The organism is Nocardioides sp. (genome assembly GCF_014360585.1).
Classification (GTDB): Bacteria; Actinomycetota; Actinomycetes; order Propionibacteriales; family Nocardioidaceae; genus Nocardioides.
Genome location: NZ_JACIXG010000037.1, coordinates 12,517 through 30,629 on the forward strand (window position 1 = coordinate 12,517; position 18,113 = coordinate 30,629).

The following is an 18,113-nucleotide window of genomic DNA, read 5'->3' on the forward strand; positions in this document are numbered from 1 at the left end:
TTCGCTAGATCTCGGAGACTGACATTTGGACACGAGCAATCACTGGTACGGACATGCACACATCCTGTCCGAGTACTGCGGACTCCCCTTTGAGGAGCCGCGGCCGATCTGGGGCGTGCTCCAACACGGCTGGAACCTCCTTCACGGCTTCGGTCCGGGTCACGCGCCGCCCTACGGTTTCCCGAAGTTCGTCTGGTCTCACGCGAACCTGCGCCGCGGTCAGGCGATCGGCTGGCGCGACTACGCGGTGATCGGCGCGCCGTGGAACTACCTGCTCGACCTCAAGAAGGACACCGAGCCCGTGCCACCGGCTGATGAGCGCGAAGGAACGATCTTCTACCCGTTCCACACCTGGGACCACGGCCAGGTCAGCGGCGATCACGACCGACTGATCTCGCAGATCAGAGACACCGAGGACGGTCCGGTGACCGTCTGTCTCTACTGGATCGAGTACGAGATGCCGGAGGTCCGGCGCCGCTACGAGGACGCCGGGTTCCGGGTCATCTGCCACGGCAAGCGAGGCACCTTGCGGCAGGGCACGGACACCCGCTTCCTCCACAAGCAGTACGCAGAGCAGATCCGTCACCGTCGGGTCGCCTCGAACCGACTGACCACGGCGATCTTCTACGGAGCCTCGGTCGGCTCCGAGGTCGCGGTCTACGGTGACCCGATGACCTTCTCCGACGTCAGGGACGCCAGCGTGCGGGACGGGAACGAGCAGGCCAAACGCCTGTTCCCGGAGTTCCACGGAGTAGAGACCGATGCAGAGGAAGTACGCGCCACGACCGTGCGCGAGCTCGGGCTGGACGCCATGGCGTCTCCTGCCGAGCTTCGCGCGCTCTTCGGATGGGAGCCCACTGGATGAACGACATCGACACCGTCTCGAAGAGCGACGCCTACGAGATCGTCTCGGGAGACATGTACGACTGGTCTGATCTGACCAGCGCTGACCCGTGCCCTCGCGGACCGGTCCTGACCCGCGTCGCGGTTGCCACGGCGAGCGATGCCGCTCACCTCCTCGTCGTCGGTCCGCACGACCTCGGGCTGCTCGATGCCGTGGTCGGCCTCGCCTCGAGGACCACCCTCGTCCTCCGGACACACACCGACGCGCAGGTCGTGTCCGAGCGGTACGCCGACAGGTCTGTCGACGTCGTCTGCGGTGACCTTCGCTCCTGGACCCCCGATCAGCCGGCCGACGCCGTGATCGCGCTGGACGGGTTCGGGCGGGTCTCGTCGATCGATGCGGCCCCTGCGGACTGGCACACGATCTCCGTGCACCTCGCCCGCCTGGCGACACGCGACTCTCGTCTGGCAGTGGTTGTCTCCAACCCAGGATCCCCGCTCGAACAGCTCAGGGCCGTCGCCCCGGAAGCATCCAACGAGGATGCCGACTGGTCGTTCCCGATCCATGATCGTGCACACCCCCGGAGCCTCGTCGATGCGAGCGCACGGCTCGGAGGCCACGGATACGCCCTGTGGCCCGACGCCGCTTCTCCCACCTTGGCCGCAGCTCCCGACGCGTGCTCGGCTGCGCTCGCCATCGCTCATGGCCGACCCGCCGAAACCACCACGCTGCGCGAGCTGCAGCCCGCGCTGGCCCAGACGCTGGACACCTTGGGAGTCACGGCAGCCGCCGGCGGCTGGCTGGTCACCCGGGGCCTCACGATCGGGTCGGTCCTCGGGGTCGACCGGAGCGGCAACGAGACGTCATGGACCGCTCCCGACCGCTCCTGGCTGGTCGAAGCCATGCGCGACTCGGCACGACGGGACGCCTCGGGCCTGCGCAGCCGCGTACGCCGGCTGCGCGAGGCGGTGGAAAGCGACCCTGAGCGCTGGCGCGGTCTCCAGGTCGACGAGATCGGCCTCGACGCCGACCGTCTCGTGCCGGTCCACGACTCGGCGGTGAGACTCGGCGACTCCGCCGAAGAGATCCTGCTGGGGCTGCTGGACGAGCTCGCCGCGTTCATCTGCGTCGCCGGATGGCGGCACCCCTGGCCCGCCGGGTGCGGGCGGGACGAGCTCGCCGTCCTTCTCGCAGCGACCGTCGACACCGTGGTGACCCCTGCGGACGTACGCCGGGTGCGCGAGCGGAGGGAGTCCGCGCTCTCGTCGAACGGGATGGCTCCTGTGTTCGCCCGCCGGACGTCGCCGGCCGAGGCCGACACGAGCGAGCTGCGGAAGCTGATGGACGAGAACGAAGCGCTTCGTGGTCAGGTGACCTGGTTCAAGCAGCAGATGCGTCAGCGGCAGACGATGACCCACGAGGTCCGCACCGCAGCCCGACGCGACGTCGCTGCCCTCAACAGTCGGATCAAGGACCTGGAGGATCAGCTGAGCGCTCAGCAGGCCACCTCCATCACCCGGGCCGCCAAACGCGCCTCGAGCGTCCCGTCGCGGACCCGGGACCGCCTCGGACGCATTCCCGGCGCCCGACGCGCGGCTCGCCTGCTCAGAAGGGCTCTCGGCGCGCTCCGGCGCGCGGTCAGGCGCTAGTGGCGCGTGCCGGTCACGCCTCGATGGGCGTGACCGGCGCGAGCCGCAGGTGGATCTCGTCGGACCAGCCGAACTCGAGCTTCGCTGCCTCGCTCGCGACAGGCTGGGGCACCCGTTCCCCGAGCTCACGGGCCACGACGATCGGCTTGTGCTCGCGGCCGTCCAGCAACGACCACGACGATGTCGCACAGACATCGTGCTCGACGGCGGCGTCGCGCACCGCGCCCACCGGGACGGTGATCAGGAAGACCCCGTCACGATCGACCACGTCCAGCGGGATGTCGAGGGGTCTCTCCGGGGTCGGCCAGGTCCGGAGCAGCGCACCGGTGGATGCCAGCCGCGGACCGTCCGGACCGCGCAGGATCAGCTTCTGGCCCTGCCACCACGCATCATGAACGACCGGACGGTCGTGGGCCGCGGTGATGACGAAGCACCCGTTCGGATCGCGGGTGGCGTTCACCGCGCGCCCCTTCATCAGCGATCGAGAACCGAGGAAGTCCGGGTGCACCGGCAGCGGGGACGTACGCCCGTTCCGGACCAGCTTCACCCGGGTCGGCACGATCTCCTCCATGGGCATGTCCATCCCGGACTTCTCGAGGATGGCGTCGACGGGCACCGTCAACCGCCACGGGGTGATGCCTCGGTCGCCTCGTTCCCCGATGGTCAGCGGGTGAGTCACCACCGCACCGCTGCGGTCGGTGAGGGTCAGCTCTGCGTGCGCAGGAGGCTTGCAACGGAAGGCGCCCCGGATCTCGATCTCGTCGCCGAGGTCCGTGGTGTGGTCCACCCACGCGTCCGGAAGGTCGCGGACGGTGACGCCGAAGCCCCCCGGAAGGCGTCCTGGGCGACACCAGCGGTTGCCGATACGCCGCCAGCCCTGCCACCGCTCGCGGCCGTCTCCCGAGGTCGACACCTGGATCACGTCGCGTACATCGCGGTTGCGGATGCTGATCATGAGGCGCCATTGGCGATCGCCCGCCAGTCGCGATGGATCGATGCTCAGCTCGAGCGTGGACCTGTCGGACTGACCGAACGCGATCGCCCGCGGCCTGACAACGTGATCCACCGGGATCTTGGTGCCCGCGGGACTCTGCAGCCACACCTTGAAGCGCGTCCGTCGCGCGAGCGCGAGGGTGTTGACGCCGACGTTGACCCGGACCGCGATCCGGGACCCGCTCCACCAGGCCTCCGTGGCCACGGCCTTGGGCTTCAGGTAGGCGGGGGCCAGGCGGAAGACCGAGTCGGGGGCGCCGACGGTGGCGTCCTCGAAGGCCGGGAGCTTCGCGTACCAGCCGTCCTTTCGTCGGGCCAGCGGCGCCAGGGTCCCGTTCTCGGCTCGATACCGGGTCAACGAGATCAGCGCATCGCGTTGGCGGCGCTTCAGCAGGTCGAACACGAGTCGCTCGAACGGCCCTTGTCGATCGAGGATCTTGTCGTCGATCCGCGCCAGGTAGCGCGCGGCGAGGTCGAAGATGCGTCCGGACTCGTCGGCCGGGTGGTCCTCGATCGATCGGGCGAGCACCTGGACGTCCGTCGCGGTGAGATGCGACTTCACCAGGTCGGCGAGGTAGGGAGCCTGCTCCTCGACCATCTCGAACAGCATCTCGGCCGAACGTACGCGGTCCTCGATGTTGTCGAGGTGCCAGTGGCTCTGCGTGATCGATGCCTCGCCACCGTCGCGGTGACGCCAGTAGTAGACCGGCTCGGCGAGGACGTCGACCTGGCGGGCGCGGATGTGCGCGGCAAGGGCGACCGGGTAGTCCTCGTACAGCATGTCCGGGTAGCTGAGGCCCGCGGAGTCCCAGAAGTCGCGCCGGTAGACCTTGTTCCAGATGTAGCGGTCGATGCCCAGGATGTGGGTTCGTTTGCAGTGCGTCGCCATGCGGGTGGTGACGAACGGCCGCCGATGAGACCACGACTGCCAGACCGACACCGAGTCGAAGCGACGAGCGTTGCCCGCCACGAAGTCGGAGCCCGTCTTGGCCAACGTGTCCGTCATCAGCTCGTAGGCATACTCCGGCACGTAGTCGTCGGCATCGACGAACGCCAGGAGATCGCCCCGGCTGTTCTCGACGCCGATGTTCCGGGCGACCCCGACACCGACCTTCGCCGAGGAGACCAGCCGGAATCGCGGATCCACCGAAGCGAACCGATCGGCGATCTCGGCGGATCCATCGGTGGACGCATCGTCGACCATGACCACTTCGAAGTCGGAGAAGGTCTGGGTCCGAAGCGACTCCAGGCAGGTCTGAAAGTAGGGCTCTACGTTGTGGAACGGTATGACGACACTAAGTGCGGCCTGCGACCTGAGCTCACCCAACGCGGTTGCCGTCCTCGAGTCGTCGCAACCGCTCCTCGAAGCGCATGGCTGCGGTGATGCGGGCACGTACCTGCTCCTGCTGACGCTGGATCTCGGCCCAGATCGAGGCGGTGTCGACGTTGCCGCCCGCCGCGGCGCCGGTGGCGATGTTGCCCCGCTCGACGGTCTCGCGCAGACTCTCCAGGCGCGCTTCGAGGGCCGCGACCTGCGGGCTGACCCGAGCGAGCTCGCGCTCGAGGTCAGCGATGCGGACCCGCTGCCGGTCCGTGATCGCCCGCAGCTCCTCGATGATGGCCCGAGACTCCTCGGCGTCGGCAGCGGATCTGACTTTCCTGATGACCTCGCCGCGCAGTCGGTTCAACGCCATAGAGACACCCGTTCCTCCTTGAGCCAGTCGGTCATCACACGCGCCTCCGCCTCGATCCGATGTTCCCGTGCCACCGGCGAGGATCCGCCGACCTGGTAGGTCCACTCCGTCTGCCCCGGGTCGTCGACGAACGAGAACCCGGACATCCGGATGTCGGCCTCAGGGAACAGGCTGACCGCCAGCCACGCGGCGGTGAAGCCCGTGGTCGGCGCCAGCTTCTCGGTCCGCCAGGGGATGTCGAGCTCGTCGCCGATCCGCGGGAGCACCTCCGCGTTGGGGAGGGGTACGAAGCCCAGATCGGGCGGCCACGACATCGGCCACACCTCGGGACGGCCGTGGAAGCGCATCGGCTCGGCGAGGAGGTAGAGACGCTCCCGGTAGCGGTCGAAGGTGTGCCGCGTCGGGCGGGTGATCCGGTTCCAGACCACGACGTCTGTTCGCGACCCCTGAGCGCGCGGGCCACCGGGTTCGTCGAGCACGAAGCTGTTGACCCGGATGACCAGGTCTGAGTCGTCGATCGCCTGCGCACGCTCATCGCTGGGCCCCAGCGGAGCATTGCCGAGCACGGCGACCGAGGTGACCGGTGTCCTCCTGGCGTACGTCGCCATCAGGTCGCGCAGGTAGACGAGGCCTTCAGTGATCGTGACTGCCCTTTCGGCGATCAACGTCACCGGTTTCCCCCTTCCAACGACTCTCGTCGCAGCGTCACCACAGTTCGCTGGGACGCGACAGATGCGTCACCCGTTCCGGAAAATCCTAACGAGCCAGTCGTCCGGCAGTTACCCGCCCGAGTACCTGTTTGGGCATCGGGGCGTCATTTCGTGCGCTTCGGATCCGAATGCGGCGACGCTGTAGGGATCCCGTCACCATTCATACATCTGTGTGTCGGTCGCCGGTCAGGCGGACTGAGCCCCGCTCCAGCTGGTGCGCTCGGCCTCCAGCTCGGCGCGTACGGCGTCCAGCTCGGACTCCAGCTCGGCGACCCGGATGGCCGCCTCCGCGGCATCCGCTTCGACGGCCTGGAGCCTCACCTCGAGCTGCTCTCCGCGCATCTCGGCCTGGGCGGCCCGACGAGCTTCCTCGCCGCGGCGGCGGACCGCCTCGGCTGCGCGCTGGTGAGCAGCGGCCAGGGCTGCCTCGAGCTCCTCGACAGCCTGGACGCGGTCGGCGAGCTTGGCGTCCATGTGCTCGCGGAACTCGGCGTTCTCCTCGGCCCGCTTCTCGGACTCGACGCGGAAGGCCTGAGCCTGCTCGGCACGGTCGCGCGCCCAGTCGCGGCGGGTCTGGAGAAGCTCGGAGTGGGTGATCTTGGTTGCGGCTGCGCCACAGGCGAGCCCGAGAACGGCCGCGAGCACGACGACCAGCCATGACCCGGAGGCCACCGCAGCGGTGATCGTGATGGCGGCCAGCGCCAGCAGGGCTACAGCAACCGTCAGGCGTGTGCTGCGCTGACGCCTGCGTGTGACTGAAGTTGCGGATGGGGAAGGCATGCTTCCACGGTACGGCTAGTTTTCATCGGGTTTGCGGACCCGGCAGGCGTGTTCGAGGAGTCGAGCGGCGATGACGATCGTGGCCCCGGCGACCGCTGCCACGGCCGAACGCACCAGCCGATCCCCCGCGGTCGTGCTCATGTCGTAGCCCAGCCAGCTGATCGCGTAGCCCAGGTAACCGCCGGCAAGGAGCGCTCCGACCAAGGCGCAGGCACGGGCGAGCACGAGCCGGTTGACCGCCTGATGAGCCTCGATCCGCTCACCGCGTACCTGTAGCTGGCGGTGGGTGACCCAGGCCGTGACGCCCAGCGTTGCCGCGATCAGCAGCAGCAGCATCGGCTGCGCCCAGGTGATCACCGGCGCGACCCCGCGCCAGGCCTCCAGCACGGGATGAGTCAGCCAGCCGCCGACGATCCCGATGACGGCCCACGCCGTGATGGCTCCGCCCGACATCGGGCGGAGCCGGCGCTCGTCGTCGGCGGGATCCTTCTCAGGACCCTGGTCGGGGTCCTCGGGTGTCGCGCTCAGGTCCGGCTCAGAGCTCGAGAACGAGGTCGTCGCGGCGAGTGATGCCGCTCTGCCCGGACTTCTCCAGCAGCTCGGCGATCGGACCCACACCCGGCAGATCAGCGTTCGGCTCCAGGTCGAGCCACGGCTTGAGCACGAAGGCGCGCTCGTGTGCACGCGGGTGCGGCAGCGTCAGCGACTCCTCCTCGAGGATCTTGTCGCCGACCGAGATGACGTCGATGTCGAGCGTGCGCGGCTCGTTGAAGATACCGCTGCGCGAGCGACCGTAGGCGTCCTCGATGGTGAGCGAGCGCTCGAGCAGACGCGTCGGCGTGAGGGTGGTGTCGGCGAGGACGATCGCGTTGAGGTAGAGCTCAGCGCCCTCCGGCGAGTCGACCGGCTCGGTCTCGTAGACCGGTGAGACCGTGGTCACCCAGACGTCCGGGGTCTCGGCGAGAGTGTTCAACGCGTCCTGCAGATTTGCCAACCGGTCCCCGAGATTGGAGCCCAACGACAGCACCGCCCGTCGAATCGGCCGCATCTCCCCGGTGAGCGTGTCGGCGTCGATGATGTACGGGTTGGGTACCTCTGTCACGTGCTCTGCCTCCGGGTGATCGTCAGGGTGACGTCTTTGAACGTCGCTTCGATAGGCGCCCCCGGTTTGTGAACCGTAACACGTACCCAAAGCGCGCGGATGTCTGCAAGGCAAATGTCCGCGATCCGCTGGGCAAGCGTTTCGATGAGGTCCACCGGGTCGCGCTCAACATTGGTTTTGACCGCCATTGCGAGACTTCCGTAATCGACGGTGTCATGCAAGTCGTCCGTCTCCGCGGCCCTGCGGGAGTCGGTGCCGATGACCAGGTCGATGATGAACTTCTGCCCCTCACGGCGCTCGAAGTCGAAGACTCCGTGGTGGCCGAAGCACTCCAGACCGAGGATCTGAATTTCGTCCGCAGGTTCTGCGATGTTCATCGAACGGTCTCTCTCGCTTCGGTCGTCTCGAGTTTCGCTGTCGCCGCGAGGGCGTCCTTGGCGGCGCGTACGTCATGAACACGCGTGGCCCAGACGCCGCGTTGCGCAAGGAAGACGGTGATCGCATCGTGGGCGCTCTCCCGCTCGGTCACCGGGCGCGGCGTGCCGTCGGGTGCGGCCAGCAGGCGGCCGAGGAACGCCTTGCGGCTGGCGCCGATGAGCAGCGGGAAGCCGAGCTTGTGGAACTCCTCCACCCCCGCCAGGAGACGCCAGTTGTCATCGGCCGTCTTGGAGAAGCCGAGCCCGGGGTCGATCACGATGTTGTCGTCCTGGATCCCCGCCGACCGCGCCGCCTCGATCCGCTGCTCCAGCTCCTGCTTGACCGTGGCGACCACTCCGTCGGCGTAGACGAGATGGTCCTCGTGCTGCATCTCCGCGCCGTGGGCGCGCCAGTGCATCACGACGTACGTCGCGCCGTGGTCGGCGGCCACCTTCAAGATCCCCGGGTCGGCCAGGCCGCCCGAGACGTCGTTGATGATCTTGGCCCCGGCCTTCAGCGCGGCCTCGGCGACCTCGGGCCGCATGGTGTCGACCGAGAGGGTCGCCCCCTCGTGGGACAGCGTCTCGATGACCGGCACCACCCGAGCCAGCTCATCGGCGACCAGAGGCCTGGTCGCCCCCGGCCGGGTCGACTCGCCACCGATGTCGAGCAGGTCCGCGCCCTGCGCCAGGAGTGCGTGGCCATGAGCCACCGCATCGTCGGTCGCCAAGAACCGCCCACCGTCGCTGAACGAGTCGGGCGTGACGTTGACGATCCCCATGACCTGCACAGTTCGACCCTATCCGGCAGGGTCAGCGCGTTCCGCCCCGGATCAGGGCCATCGCCTCGGCCCGGGTGGTGGCGTTGGAGCGCATCGTGCCGCGTACGGCGCTGGTGATCGTGCGCGCGCCGGCCTTCTTGACGCCGCGCATCGTCATGCAGAGATGCTCGGCCTCGACGACCACGATGACGCCTCGCGCGTCGAGGAGGTCCATGAGCGCGTCGGCCACCTGGGTGGTGAGTCGCTCCTGGACCTGCGGCCGCTTGGCATAGACGTCGACCAACCGGGCGAGCTTGGACAGCCCGGTGATCTTGCCGGAGGTCGCCGGGATGTAGCCGACGTGGGCGACACCCGTGAACGGGACCAGGTGGTGCTCGCACATCGACCACAGCTCGATGTCACGGACCAGGACCATCTCGTCGTGGCCGAGATCAAAGGTCGTGGTGAGGACCTCCTCGGGCGTCTGGTGCAGCCCGCGGGTCACCTCCTGGTAGGCCCGGGCGACCCTAGCGGGGGTCTCGATCAGCCCCTCGCGGTCGGGATCCTCCCCGATCGCGTAGAGCAGCTCGCGCACTGCCGCTTCGGCCCGCTTCTGGTCGAAGGTAGGAACGTCCGCCACGTCCCGCTCGGGGACGTGGACGGGCGCTACCTCGTCGAAGGTCTCAGACATCTGATCGTCTTCTGATCGTTCAGGCGGGCGGGGTGCCCTCGGACGAGCCGGCCTCGGACGGCTTGGCGAGGTCGACACCGTTGGCGGGCTGGTTCCCGGACTGGACACCGGACTGTCGACCGGCGGCACGGATCGCCTTGGCGAGGTTCTCCTTGTCACGCTCGACGATCCACCGCGGGATCTCGACCGCGGGGCGGTCGGAGGGACGACGGGTGTCGGAACCGGTCCAAGCCGGGCGCGGGTCGCGGCGACGCAGCGGCACGAAGATCTCGGCGACCTCGTGCTTGGAGAGGGTCTCCTTCTCGAGGAGCTCCAGGACCAGGCTGTCGAGGACGTCCCGGTTCTCCTCGAGGATGTCGAAGGCCTCCTGGTGAGCGGTCGCGAGGAGCTTCTTGGTCTCGTCATCGACGATGGCCGCGACCTCCTCGGAGTAGTTCCGCTGGTGACCGATGTCGCGGCCCAGGAACGGCTCGCCGTTGGACTCACCGAGCTTGATCGCCCCCAGGCGCTCGGTCATGCCGAACTGGGTGACCATCGCGCGGGCGAGGCTGGTCGCCTTCTCGATGTCGTTGCCGGCGCCCGTGGTCGGGTCATGGAAGATGAGCTCCTCCGCGGCGCGACCACCGAGCATGTAGGAGAGCTTGTTGAGCATCGCCGAGCGCGTCTGGCTGTACTGGTCGTCGTCGGGCATCACCAGGTTGTAGCCCAGCGCCTTGCCGCGCGGCAGGATCGTGATCTTCTGGACCACGTCCGGGCCCGGAAGGGCTGCGGCGACCAGCGCGTGGCCACCCTCGTGATAGGCCGTGATGAGCTTCTCCTGCTCGCTCATCAGGCGGGTGCGCTTCTGCGGGCCGGCGATGACCCGGTCGATGGCCTCGTCCAGCGCCTTGTTGGTGATCAGCTTCTCGTCGCTGCGAGCGGTCAGCAGCGCGGCCTCGTTGAGCACGTTGGCCAGGTCGGCACCGGAGAACCCGGGGGTCCGTCGGGCGACGCCGTCGAGGTCGATGTCACCGGCCAGCGGCTTGCCGCGGGCGTGGACCTGCAGGATCTTCTCGCGACCGGCGAGGTCGGGAGCGTCCACCTGGATCTGGCGGTCGAAGCGGCCCGGGCGCAGCAGCGCCGGGTCGAGCACGTCGGGACGGTTGGTGGCCGCGATCAGGATGACCCCGCCGCGTACGTCGAAGCCGTCCATCTCCACGAGGAGCTGGTTGAGCGTCTGCTCGCGCTCGTCGTGGCCACCGCCCATGCCGGCACCGCGGTGACGACCGACGGCGTCGATCTCGTCGATGAAGACGATGGCGGGGGCGTTCTCCTTCGCCTGCTCGAACAGGTCGCGGACACGGCTCGCACCGACACCGACGAACATCTCGACGAAGTCCGAACCGGAGATCGAGTAGAACGGCACGCCGGCCTCGCCCGCGACGGCACGCGCGAGCAGGGTCTTACCGGTGCCGGGCTGGCCGTAGAGCAGCACGCCCTTGGGGATCTTGGCGCCGACCGCCTGGAACTTCGCCGGCTCCTGCAGGAACTCCTTGATCTCCTGGAGCTCCTCGACCGCCTCGTCAGCACCGGCGACGTCGGCGAAGGTCGTCTTCGGCATGTCCTTGGTGATCAGCTTCGCCTTGGACTTGGCGAACTGCATGACCCCGCGGCCGCCGCCACCCTGCATCGAGTTCATGATGAACAGGAACAGGATGATGATCAGCGCGAACGGCAGTACGAAGCTCAGGATCGAGCCGAGCACGGAGGGCTTGGCCACCTCGGAGTTGAACTTCTCGAGGTTGTCGCCCTCGGCCTGGGTCTTGCGCACCATCTCGATGAGCGTTTCCTGGTCACCGTCGACCCACGAGGTCGTGACCTCGGCGCTGCCCTTGCGGGCGTCCTTGACCAGGGTCGCCTTGATCTCCTGGTCGCCGTCGACGAACGTGATCTCCTTGACCTGGTCCTTCTGGATGAACGACGTCAACTGATTCGTGGTGATCTCGTCGCCACCGTTGCGAGGTGCCAGATACTGCAGCGCCAGGATCACACCGAGCACTGCCAGGACGATCCACAGCCAGGGACCTTTGAATATGCGCTTCACAGGCTTCTTTCAACCGTTACGGGGTCAGACATGCACGCAGGTCCGCGTGCCTGCCATATAGAACGACGGTACACGCCAAATCGTGCCCGCCCCATCTGTGCGGTTCCGCTGTCCGCGTAACAGGATGGCTCCGGGTGTCAGGAGTAGACGTGCGGAGCGAGGGTCGAGATGTCGCGCAGGTTGCGGTATTTCTCGTTGAAGTCGAGGCCGTAGCCGACCACGAACTCGTCGGGGATGTCCCAACCGACGTACTTCACGTCGACGGGCATGCTGACCGCCTCGGGCTTGCGCAGCAGGGTGGCGATCTCGATGCTCGCCGGGCCGCGGCTGGTCAGGTTGGAGGTCAGCCAGGTCAGGGTCAGGCCGGAGTCGATGATCTCGTCCACGACGAGCACGTGCTTGCCGGTGACGTCGGTGTCGAGGTCCTTCAGGATCCTCACCACGCCGGACGACTTGGTGCCGGAGCCGTAGGAGGAGACGGCCATCCAGTCCATCTCGACGTGGCGGTTCAAGGCTCGGGCGAGGTCGGCCATGATCATCACCGCGCCTCGCAGGACGCCGACGATCAGCAGCTCCTCACCCTCGTAGTCCTTCTCGATCCGGCGGGCCAGCTCTTCGACCTTCGCCTGGATCTCGTCGTGGGTGAACAGGGTCTTCACGAGGTCGTCGCCGACGTACTCGGTGTCCATGTCCGTCACTCTAAGGGCTCGGTGTGAACGGTCCCGATTCGAAGACGATACGACCGTTCGTACGCTTCGCGCGCAGGTGTCCCGGAAGGTCGATCCAACGCTGTCCGCGCCAGCCGGTGACCAGCTCGTCGACGGCCTTGACGTGCTCACGGGTGAGCTCCGTGGGCGGGCTGCCGGCTTCGAGGGCGGAGAGCCGGAGGACCCGGGTGCGGACGGCGGACGGATACCCGGCGAGGGTCTCGACCGGGAGGGTCCCGTCGAGGTCGCGGTGCATCGCCTCGGCGATGTCGTCGATGAAGTCGGCGTCCTCGCGGAGCTGCTCGGCGGTGCGGGCCAGCGCGTCGGCCACCCCGGGGCCGAGGTCCTCCTCGAGGGTCGGCAGGACTCGGTGGCGGATGCGCGCGCGGGTGTAGGCGAAGTCGCGGTTGTGCGGGTCCTGCCAGATGTCGAGTCCCTCGACCTGGCACGCCGTCTCGGTGTCGATCCTGGTCGTCGCCAGCAGCGGACGGCGATAGCGGTCGAAGGCTGCTCTCATCCCGGAGAGGCTGCGCGCACCCGAGCCCCTGGTCAGGCCCAGCAGGACCGTCTCGGCCTGGTCGTCGCGGGTGTGGCCGAGCAGGATCGTGCTCGCGCCGAGGCGCTCGGCGAGCTGGTCGAGGACCGCGTAGCGAGCCTGTCGTGCCGCGGCCTCGGGGCCGTCACCGTCGACCTTGACCTCGATCGTCGCGGTGACCGTCTCGTCGACGCCCATCACGGCGAGCTGTCCGACGACCTTCGCGGCCTGTGCCCGGCTGCCGTCCTGCATCCCGTGGTCGACGGTCGCGCCGATGACGTGCAGGCCCAGCTTGTGACCCTCGAAGACGGCCGCGGAGGCCAGCGCCATCGAGTCCGCTCCCCCGGAGCAGGCCACGATCACCTTTTCCCCCGGCTCGAGCTGCTCGAGCGTGGCACGGACGGGACGACGTACTGCGGCGATGGAGGGGTGAAGACTCACAGGACCCGGGTCACCCAGGCGTCCGGGTCGACGATCTCAGCCTTCGACGGGAGGTTCTCGGGGCCGACAAAGACGGCGTTGAACTCTTCCATGCCGACCCGGTCGACCACGTGGCGTACGAACTTCGCGCCGTCGCGGTACTGCGCCATCTTGGCCTCCAGGCCGAGCAGGCGACGCAGCACGCGGTCGAGCACGCCGATGCCCTGGCGACGCTTGTTGAACGCCTTGCGGATCGTGGTCACGCTCGGGATCACGCCGGGGCCGACGTCGTCCATGACCACGTCGGCGTGGCCCTCGAGCAGCGACATCATCCCGGTGACGCGGTCGATGATCTCCTTCTGCTCGGGCTTGGCGAACGCGTCCACGATGCTGCCGTTGCCCTTGAGCGCGTCGGTGACGCGCTGGAGCCCGCCGTCGAAGATCGAGGACGGGTCCATCGCCTCGGAGAGGCCCTCGATCTGAGCGAAGAGATGGTCACGCATCCACGGGCTCGCGGTGAACTGGACGCGGTGGGTCTCCTCGTGGAGGCAGACCCACAGCCGGAAGTCGGTCGGGTCCAGCCCCAGCTCGCGCTCGACGTGGACAGCGTTGGGCGCGACCAGCAGCAGCCGGCCGGACGGCCCGAAGAAGGGGTCGAACTGACCGAGGATCTTCGAGGACATGAACCCGAGCAGACCGCCGACCTCGGCGGCGCTGACCTTGGAACCGACCGCCTGGGTGAGGGCTCCCGGGGCGCGCTTCTCCGTGATCCGGTCGACCACCGGCGAGATCACGGTGGCGAAGGTGTCGGCGTTGGCCTGGATCCAGCCCCGCCTGTCGACGACCAGGACCGGCGCGGTGTCGCGGGGCGCGTCCAGGCCGGTGAAGGCGCGCACGAACTCCGTCGCCTTCGCAGCGTCCGCGCGCAGTTCCTCGACGGCCTGCCTGGCCTCCTCGCGCGAGACGATCGGGCCGTCTCCGGCGACCTTCGCACCTAGGCGTACGGCCAGGTCCCAGTCGACCATTGTCGCTCCAGCGGGCCTGGGGTCCTCAGCACGATGGGTCATGCGTACGACCGTAGCCGACCAGCCCTATGCCGAGCATCGACACGTCGCGACCGCCGTCATCGCGTCGTCGAGGGCGTCACGTACGTCCAGGGTCTCCTCGGGCTTGAACCCGTCGGCCATGAGTACGACGACGAACGGGGTGCCGCGGGCGTCGACCGCGACGCCGGACAGCCCGGAGACGCCGGTGAGGGTGCCGGTCTTGGCCCGGACGCGGCCACGACCAGGCTCGGCGTCGAAGTTGAACCGTCGGGAGAGCGAGCCGATCCAGCCGGCGACCGGGAGGCCGGTCATCGCCGGCGCGAGCTCGGGACGGCCGGAGCTGGCGGCGGTCTGGAGCGTGCTCACCAGGAGCGCCGGCGGGATCCGGTTCTGCCGGGAGAGGCCGGACCCGTCGAGGAGAACCAGGCCGCTGGTGTCGATGTCGAGATCCTTCAGCGTGGCGGTGACCGCCGCGGTGGAGCCGTCGAACGTCGGCGTACCGGCCGCGAGCCCGACCTGGCGGGCGAGCACCTCGGCGAGCTGGTTGTCGCTGTACTCCAGCGTGTACTCGACGATCTCGCGCAGGGTGTCGCCCCGGTGCACGGCGAGCTGGGCGCCTGCCTTCGTCCCCTTGGCCGGCTTGCCGGCGACCTTCACGCCGTGCTTCGCCAGAGCCCTCTTGAACTGCGCGGCCGCCTGCATGGACGGGTCCTGGCTGTAGCCGCTCGCCTGCGAGCCGCCGTGGTCGACGAGCAGCGCGGTGATCCCGCCAACCTCCTCACCCAGGTAGATGCGTCGCCAGGTGGGGTTCACCGTTGGGCCTTCGAAGAGACTGTCGTCGTAGGCGAGGCGCACCGTCCTGGTCGCGCCGAGCTCCCGGGCCGTCTCCGCGGCGAGGGTGTCGAGGTCGCTGCTGGTGAGAGATGCGTCACCACCGCCGACGAGGGTGACGGTGGTCCCCTGCAGCGTGGTGCTGGTCTCGAAGCGGCGCTCCGGGCCGTACGCCTCCAGCACCGCCACGCTGGTCAGCACCTTCGTGACGCTGGCCGGGGTCGCCGCCCCGGTGCCGTGGCTGACGAGCGGGTCGCCCTGGAGCGGCGCGATCGCTGCCTTGAGGTGCTTGCCGAGCCGCTTGTCGCGGACCATCTCGCGCATCACCTGCTCCAACGCGACCCGGTCCGGCCTCCCGGGCGCTCGCGTCTGCTCGCCCTCGACCGCCGCGGGGCTCACTGCGGCGATGCTCAGCGGTGCCGGCGGCGGGGTCGGCGCGACGTTGCCGCTGGCGTAGCGCACCCATCCCAGGGCGTACGCCGCTGCCGCAGCTCCCACCAGGAGCGCGAGCACCAGCGGCACCACGACCACCAGCTTCCCGCGGCCGTCCGGCTCCTCGGTGGGCCACTTCGGCTCGCTTTGGGGCTTCACGGATATCCTCCTCGATGCCGGATCTGACGCTGATCGATGTCAGACTGTCCGGCATTCCGTTTTTGGGTTCGTCTGGAGGCAGAGAAGTGACGCAGGAGTTCGACGTACTGATCGAGGTCCCCAAGGGATCCCGCAACAAGTACGAGGTGGACCACGAGTCGAACCGGCTTCGACTCGACCGCGTGCTGTTCACCTCCATGATGTACCCCGCAGACTACGGCTACATCGAAGACACCCTCGGTGGGGATGGTGACCCGCTCGACGCGCTGGTCCTGACCCCCTACCCGCTCTTCCCCGGTGTGCTGGTCGAGGCCCGTCCGGTCGCGATGTACGTCATGGAGGACGAGAAGGGCCAGGACGAGAAGGTCCTCTGCGTCCCCTGCGACCCCCGCTTCGACCACATCCAGGACCTCGCGGACGTCGACGAGTGGACGCTCAACGAGATCAAGCACTTCTTCGAGCACTACAAGGACCTCGAGCCCGGCAAGACCGTCAAGGGCTCCGACTGGGTCGGCAAGGCCGCCGCGGAGGCGGAGATCGCCGCCTCGATCGACAGGTTCAAGAACACCGCTCACTGAGGCGGTCGCGAATGTTGACCGAGGTAACTCGGTCGGGGCGCGGATGCTCACCGAGGTAACTCGGTCGAATCGCACTTCCTTCGTGGAGTTCCACGAAGGAAGTGTTCGTTTACCGAGGTAACTCGGTCAGCATTCACCCAGCAGGGCGTGCAAGGCGCCGTACGTCGCGTCCACCTCACCCACGACGCTCGGCACGACCTTCGTCGCGGGGCGTCGCGCCACCAGCTCGGTGAGCTTGGCGACGTACGCCCGCAGGTGCTCGTCACCGCCGGACTCCGCGACGATCTCGCTGACGATCGGGTGCCAGGGGTCGTTCCCGTCATCGCGTCCATGGAAACGGCTGACGGCATCGCCCTCGACGGCTTCGAGCATGACCTCCACGAACTCGGCGCCGGCATCGTGCGCCGCCCTCTCGAAACGTTCGAGCTGGCTGACTCTGGCCAGCAGCTGCGGAAGCACGACGTCGCCCGAGTCGCTGAGGTAGCCGCGGACCATGCCCAGAGCTGCCGGGCGGATCCGTGCGCCGGCACCGACGAAGTCGTCTCGCCACCCGCTGACGAATGTACGCAGTAGGTCGATGTCGCACACCAAGGTGCCGGGGTGATCGGCAGCGAAGCGCCTGGCAAGCGTCGACTTTCCGACTCCGGGCATTCCGTTGATGAGGATCAGCCTGGCCACGGGGCCAGTCAAGCATCCCCGCTCGATCAGCTGGCGATCCGCATCCGGGACTCGAAGCGGGACAGCGTCCGCCTCGGACTGTCCAGGTCATCCCAGACGACACGCACGAATCCGTAGTCCGTGATCTCTCGAATCTCGTCCTCGCGCCGCTTCTCCTCGAACACCGCGTCGCTCGGCGACTGACCGGGCCTGAGGAACTTCCCGTACTTCACCTTGCCGTCGAACTCGCCGAACAACCGGAACTGCGGCCAAGCCCAGTCGACGATGCCGACCAGCGAACCGTCCGCGCGGTAGACCGGCACCTGTAGCTGCGGGCGCGGCAGACCTCCGATGCGGAACAGCCACAGGCATCGCGACTCCCCGATCGATCCCGACAGCGGATCAGCGTGGGCGACAGCGGTTCCGAGCGGATGGCTCAATGGCCACTGGTTCATCCGCCTGTATCCGGCGATCAACTCGTCCTTTGTGAACGCCTTCGCTCGAAGGCCGGCATCGAGGACGCACTGAGTGACCTCATCGTTGGCCTGGAGGCTCGTCTCGAGCGCGCATCGCACGGCAGGCAGCGTACGCAGCCCATCGAGTGTCTCGATCTCGTCCTCCGCGACGACACCCAGGTGATGGACCACGTCTCCCTCGAGCGGTCTTCCTGCGCCATCGAGCCTGGTCACATGCACCTTGGCGAGATCCACACCCCACAGGTCGATCCCGTGAGCGACCATGCCTGACACATGACTCAGAGCGATCTTGCTGCCCAGCGAACGCTGCACGGCTCGAGACCGCACCCGGTGTCGCCCAACCGGGTCGAGCGCTGCCCATTCGTCGGCGAACACGTATGCCCCGCGCCTGATCCGATGCCAAGCGCCCTGACGGACGACCGCGGTGATCTCGCGGTCTGCATACCCGGCGTTCTTGGCTTCACGGCGGGTGAAGAAGCCTTCAGCGGCGGTGATGAGTCGTAGTGGGTCCATGCGATCCAGGGTTCGCCTCCACTCCGACATTTCCGA

19 protein-coding genes are annotated in these 18,113 nt (G+C 68.1%); 3 read left to right on the plus strand and 16 right to left on the minus strand.

The genetic code is table 11. From position 1 onward, the window contains the following. The first annotated feature begins 25 nt into the window (after positions 1–25). The gene (locus tag H5T77_RS13800; RefSeq protein ID WP_292650122.1) at positions 26–865 is read left to right on the plus strand and encodes a hypothetical protein; all 840 of its coding nucleotides are present in this window, start codon (positions 26–28) and stop codon (positions 863–865) included. Beyond that, complete coding sequence (locus H5T77_RS13805; RefSeq protein WP_292650124.1) at positions 862–2,493, plus strand: hypothetical protein; 1,632 nt, start codon at positions 862–864, stop codon at positions 2,491–2,493. The genes H5T77_RS13800 and H5T77_RS13805 overlap by 4 nt, the downstream gene beginning before the upstream one ends. A gap of 13 nt (positions 2,494–2,506) precedes the next feature. Here the strand turns inward: H5T77_RS13805 and H5T77_RS13810 are convergent, their stop codons facing one another. From H5T77_RS13810 to dacB, 14 genes are all read right to left on the minus strand, one after another. Then, complete coding sequence (locus H5T77_RS13810) at positions 2,507–4,879, minus strand: glycosyltransferase family 2 protein (protein ID WP_292650126.1); 2,373 nt, start codon at positions 4,877–4,879, stop codon at positions 2,507–2,509. Further along, positions 4,806–5,180, minus strand: a complete 375-nt coding sequence (locus H5T77_RS13815; RefSeq protein ID WP_292650128.1) for a hypothetical protein — start codon at positions 5,178–5,180, stop codon at positions 4,806–4,808. The genes H5T77_RS13810 and H5T77_RS13815 overlap by 74 nt, the downstream gene beginning before the upstream one ends. After that, on the minus strand, positions 5,171–5,851 hold the full coding sequence (locus H5T77_RS13820) for a hypothetical protein (protein WP_292650129.1): 681 nt from the start codon (positions 5,849–5,851) through the stop codon (positions 5,171–5,173). Before H5T77_RS13820 ends, H5T77_RS13815 begins: the two co-directional genes overlap by 10 nt. Positions 5,852–6,076: 225 nt before the next feature. Next, positions 6,077–6,670: a hypothetical protein gene (locus H5T77_RS13825; protein ID WP_292650131.1), complete on the minus strand. Its 594-nt coding sequence runs from the start codon at positions 6,668–6,670 to the stop codon at positions 6,077–6,079. Between the two features lie 15 nt (positions 6,671–6,685). Further along, a complete protein-coding gene (locus H5T77_RS13830; protein WP_292650133.1) occupies positions 6,686–7,123 on the minus strand; it encodes a DUF3180 domain-containing protein in 438 nt (145 codons plus the stop codon). An 82-nt stretch (positions 7,124–7,205) separates the two neighbouring features. Next, complete coding sequence (folK, locus tag H5T77_RS13835) at positions 7,206–7,772, minus strand: 2-amino-4-hydroxy-6-hydroxymethyldihydropteridine diphosphokinase (RefSeq protein ID WP_292650134.1); 567 nt, start codon at positions 7,770–7,772, stop codon at positions 7,206–7,208. Continuing rightward, positions 7,769–8,149, minus strand: coding sequence for a dihydroneopterin aldolase (gene folB, locus H5T77_RS13840; protein WP_292650135.1), 381 nt, complete (start codon positions 8,147–8,149; stop codon positions 7,769–7,771). Before folB ends, folK begins: the two co-directional genes overlap by 4 nt. Further along, positions 8,146–8,970 carry a dihydropteroate synthase gene (folP, locus tag H5T77_RS13845; RefSeq protein ID WP_292650184.1) on the minus strand — a complete coding sequence of 275 codons (825 nt, stop codon included), beginning with the start codon at positions 8,968–8,970 and terminating at the stop codon, positions 8,146–8,148. The genes folB and folP overlap by 4 nt, the downstream gene beginning before the upstream one ends. Positions 8,971–9,001: 31 nt before the next feature. Beyond that, positions 9,002–9,640 (minus strand): GTP cyclohydrolase I FolE, encoded by a 639-nt coding sequence (gene folE, locus H5T77_RS13850; protein WP_292650137.1) that lies wholly within the window; start codon positions 9,638–9,640, stop codon positions 9,002–9,004. Positions 9,641–9,659: 19 nt separating this feature from the next. Further along, positions 9,660–11,723, minus strand: a complete 2,064-nt coding sequence (gene ftsH, locus H5T77_RS13855; protein ID WP_292650138.1) for an ATP-dependent zinc metalloprotease FtsH — start codon at positions 11,721–11,723, stop codon at positions 9,660–9,662. A 137-nt stretch (positions 11,724–11,860) separates the two neighbouring features. Beyond that, positions 11,861–12,412, minus strand: coding sequence for a hypoxanthine phosphoribosyltransferase (gene hpt, locus H5T77_RS13860; RefSeq protein WP_183547195.1), 552 nt, complete (start codon positions 12,410–12,412; stop codon positions 11,861–11,863). Positions 12,413–12,422: 10 nt separating this feature from the next. Beyond that, positions 12,423–13,406: a tRNA lysidine(34) synthetase TilS gene (tilS, locus tag H5T77_RS13865; RefSeq protein ID WP_292650141.1), complete on the minus strand. Its 984-nt coding sequence runs from the start codon at positions 13,404–13,406 to the stop codon at positions 12,423–12,425. After that, positions 13,403–14,452: a zinc-dependent metalloprotease gene (locus H5T77_RS13870; RefSeq protein ID WP_292650142.1), complete on the minus strand. Its 1,050-nt coding sequence runs from the start codon at positions 14,450–14,452 to the stop codon at positions 13,403–13,405. Before H5T77_RS13870 ends, tilS begins: the two co-directional genes overlap by 4 nt. A gap of 24 nt (positions 14,453–14,476) precedes the next feature. Continuing rightward, the gene (gene dacB, locus H5T77_RS13875; protein ID WP_292650144.1) at positions 14,477–15,853 is read right to left on the minus strand and encodes a D-alanyl-D-alanine carboxypeptidase/D-alanyl-D-alanine endopeptidase; all 1,377 of its coding nucleotides are present in this window, start codon (positions 15,851–15,853) and stop codon (positions 14,477–14,479) included. Positions 15,854–15,939: 86 nt separating this feature from the next. Here dacB and H5T77_RS13880 point away from each other — a divergent pair, with 86 nt between their 5' ends. Then, the gene (locus H5T77_RS13880; protein WP_179660198.1) at positions 15,940–16,431 is read left to right on the plus strand and encodes an inorganic diphosphatase; all 492 of its coding nucleotides are present in this window, start codon (positions 15,940–15,942) and stop codon (positions 16,429–16,431) included. Positions 16,432–16,557: 126 nt separating this feature from the next. Here H5T77_RS13880 and H5T77_RS13885 read toward each other — a convergent pair whose 3' ends face one another. Both H5T77_RS13885 and H5T77_RS13890 read right to left on the minus strand, forming a co-directional pair. After that, positions 16,558–17,109 (minus strand): AAA family ATPase, encoded by a 552-nt coding sequence (locus tag H5T77_RS13885; protein WP_292650147.1) that lies wholly within the window; start codon positions 17,107–17,109, stop codon positions 16,558–16,560. Positions 17,110–17,135: 26 nt separating this feature from the next. After that, a complete protein-coding gene (locus H5T77_RS13890) occupies positions 17,136–18,077 on the minus strand; it encodes a type IV toxin-antitoxin system AbiEi family antitoxin domain-containing protein (protein WP_292650148.1) in 942 nt (313 codons plus the stop codon). Between the last annotated feature and the right edge of the window lie 36 nt (positions 18,078–18,113).

What these genes read in the sequence shown, in the direction of transcription:
- H5T77_RS13805 (WP_292650124.1), top strand. Translation starts at nt 862, where the DNA reads ATGAACGACATCGACACCGTCTCGAAGAGCGACGCCTACGAGATCGTC.
- H5T77_RS13815 (WP_292650128.1), bottom strand. Translation starts at nt 5,180, where the DNA reads ATGGCGTTGAACCGACTGCGCGGCGAGGTCATCAGGAAAGTCAGATCC.
- H5T77_RS13825 (WP_292650131.1), bottom strand. Translation starts at nt 6,670, where the DNA reads ATGCCTTCCCCATCCGCAACTTCAGTCACACGCAGGCGTCAGCGCAGC.
- H5T77_RS13830 (WP_292650133.1), bottom strand. Translation starts at nt 7,123, where the DNA reads ATGTCGGGCGGAGCCATCACGGCGTGGGCCGTCATCGGGATCGTCGGC.
- folB (WP_292650135.1), bottom strand. Translation starts at nt 8,149, where the DNA reads ATGAACATCGCAGAACCTGCGGACGAAATTCAGATCCTCGGTCTGGAG.
- folP (WP_292650184.1), bottom strand. Translation starts at nt 8,970, where the DNA reads ATGGGGATCGTCAACGTCACGCCCGACTCGTTCAGCGACGGTGGGCGG.
- folE (WP_292650137.1), bottom strand. Translation starts at nt 9,640, where the DNA reads ATGTCTGAGACCTTCGACGAGGTAGCGCCCGTCCACGTCCCCGAGCGG.
- hpt (WP_183547195.1), bottom strand. Translation starts at nt 12,412, where the DNA reads ATGGACACCGAGTACGTCGGCGACGACCTCGTGAAGACCCTGTTCACC.
- H5T77_RS13870 (WP_292650142.1), bottom strand. Translation starts at nt 14,452, where the DNA reads ATGACCCATCGTGCTGAGGACCCCAGGCCCGCTGGAGCGACAATGGTC.
- H5T77_RS13890 (WP_292650148.1), bottom strand. Translation starts at nt 18,077, where the DNA reads ATGGACCCACTACGACTCATCACCGCCGCTGAAGGCTTCTTCACCCGC.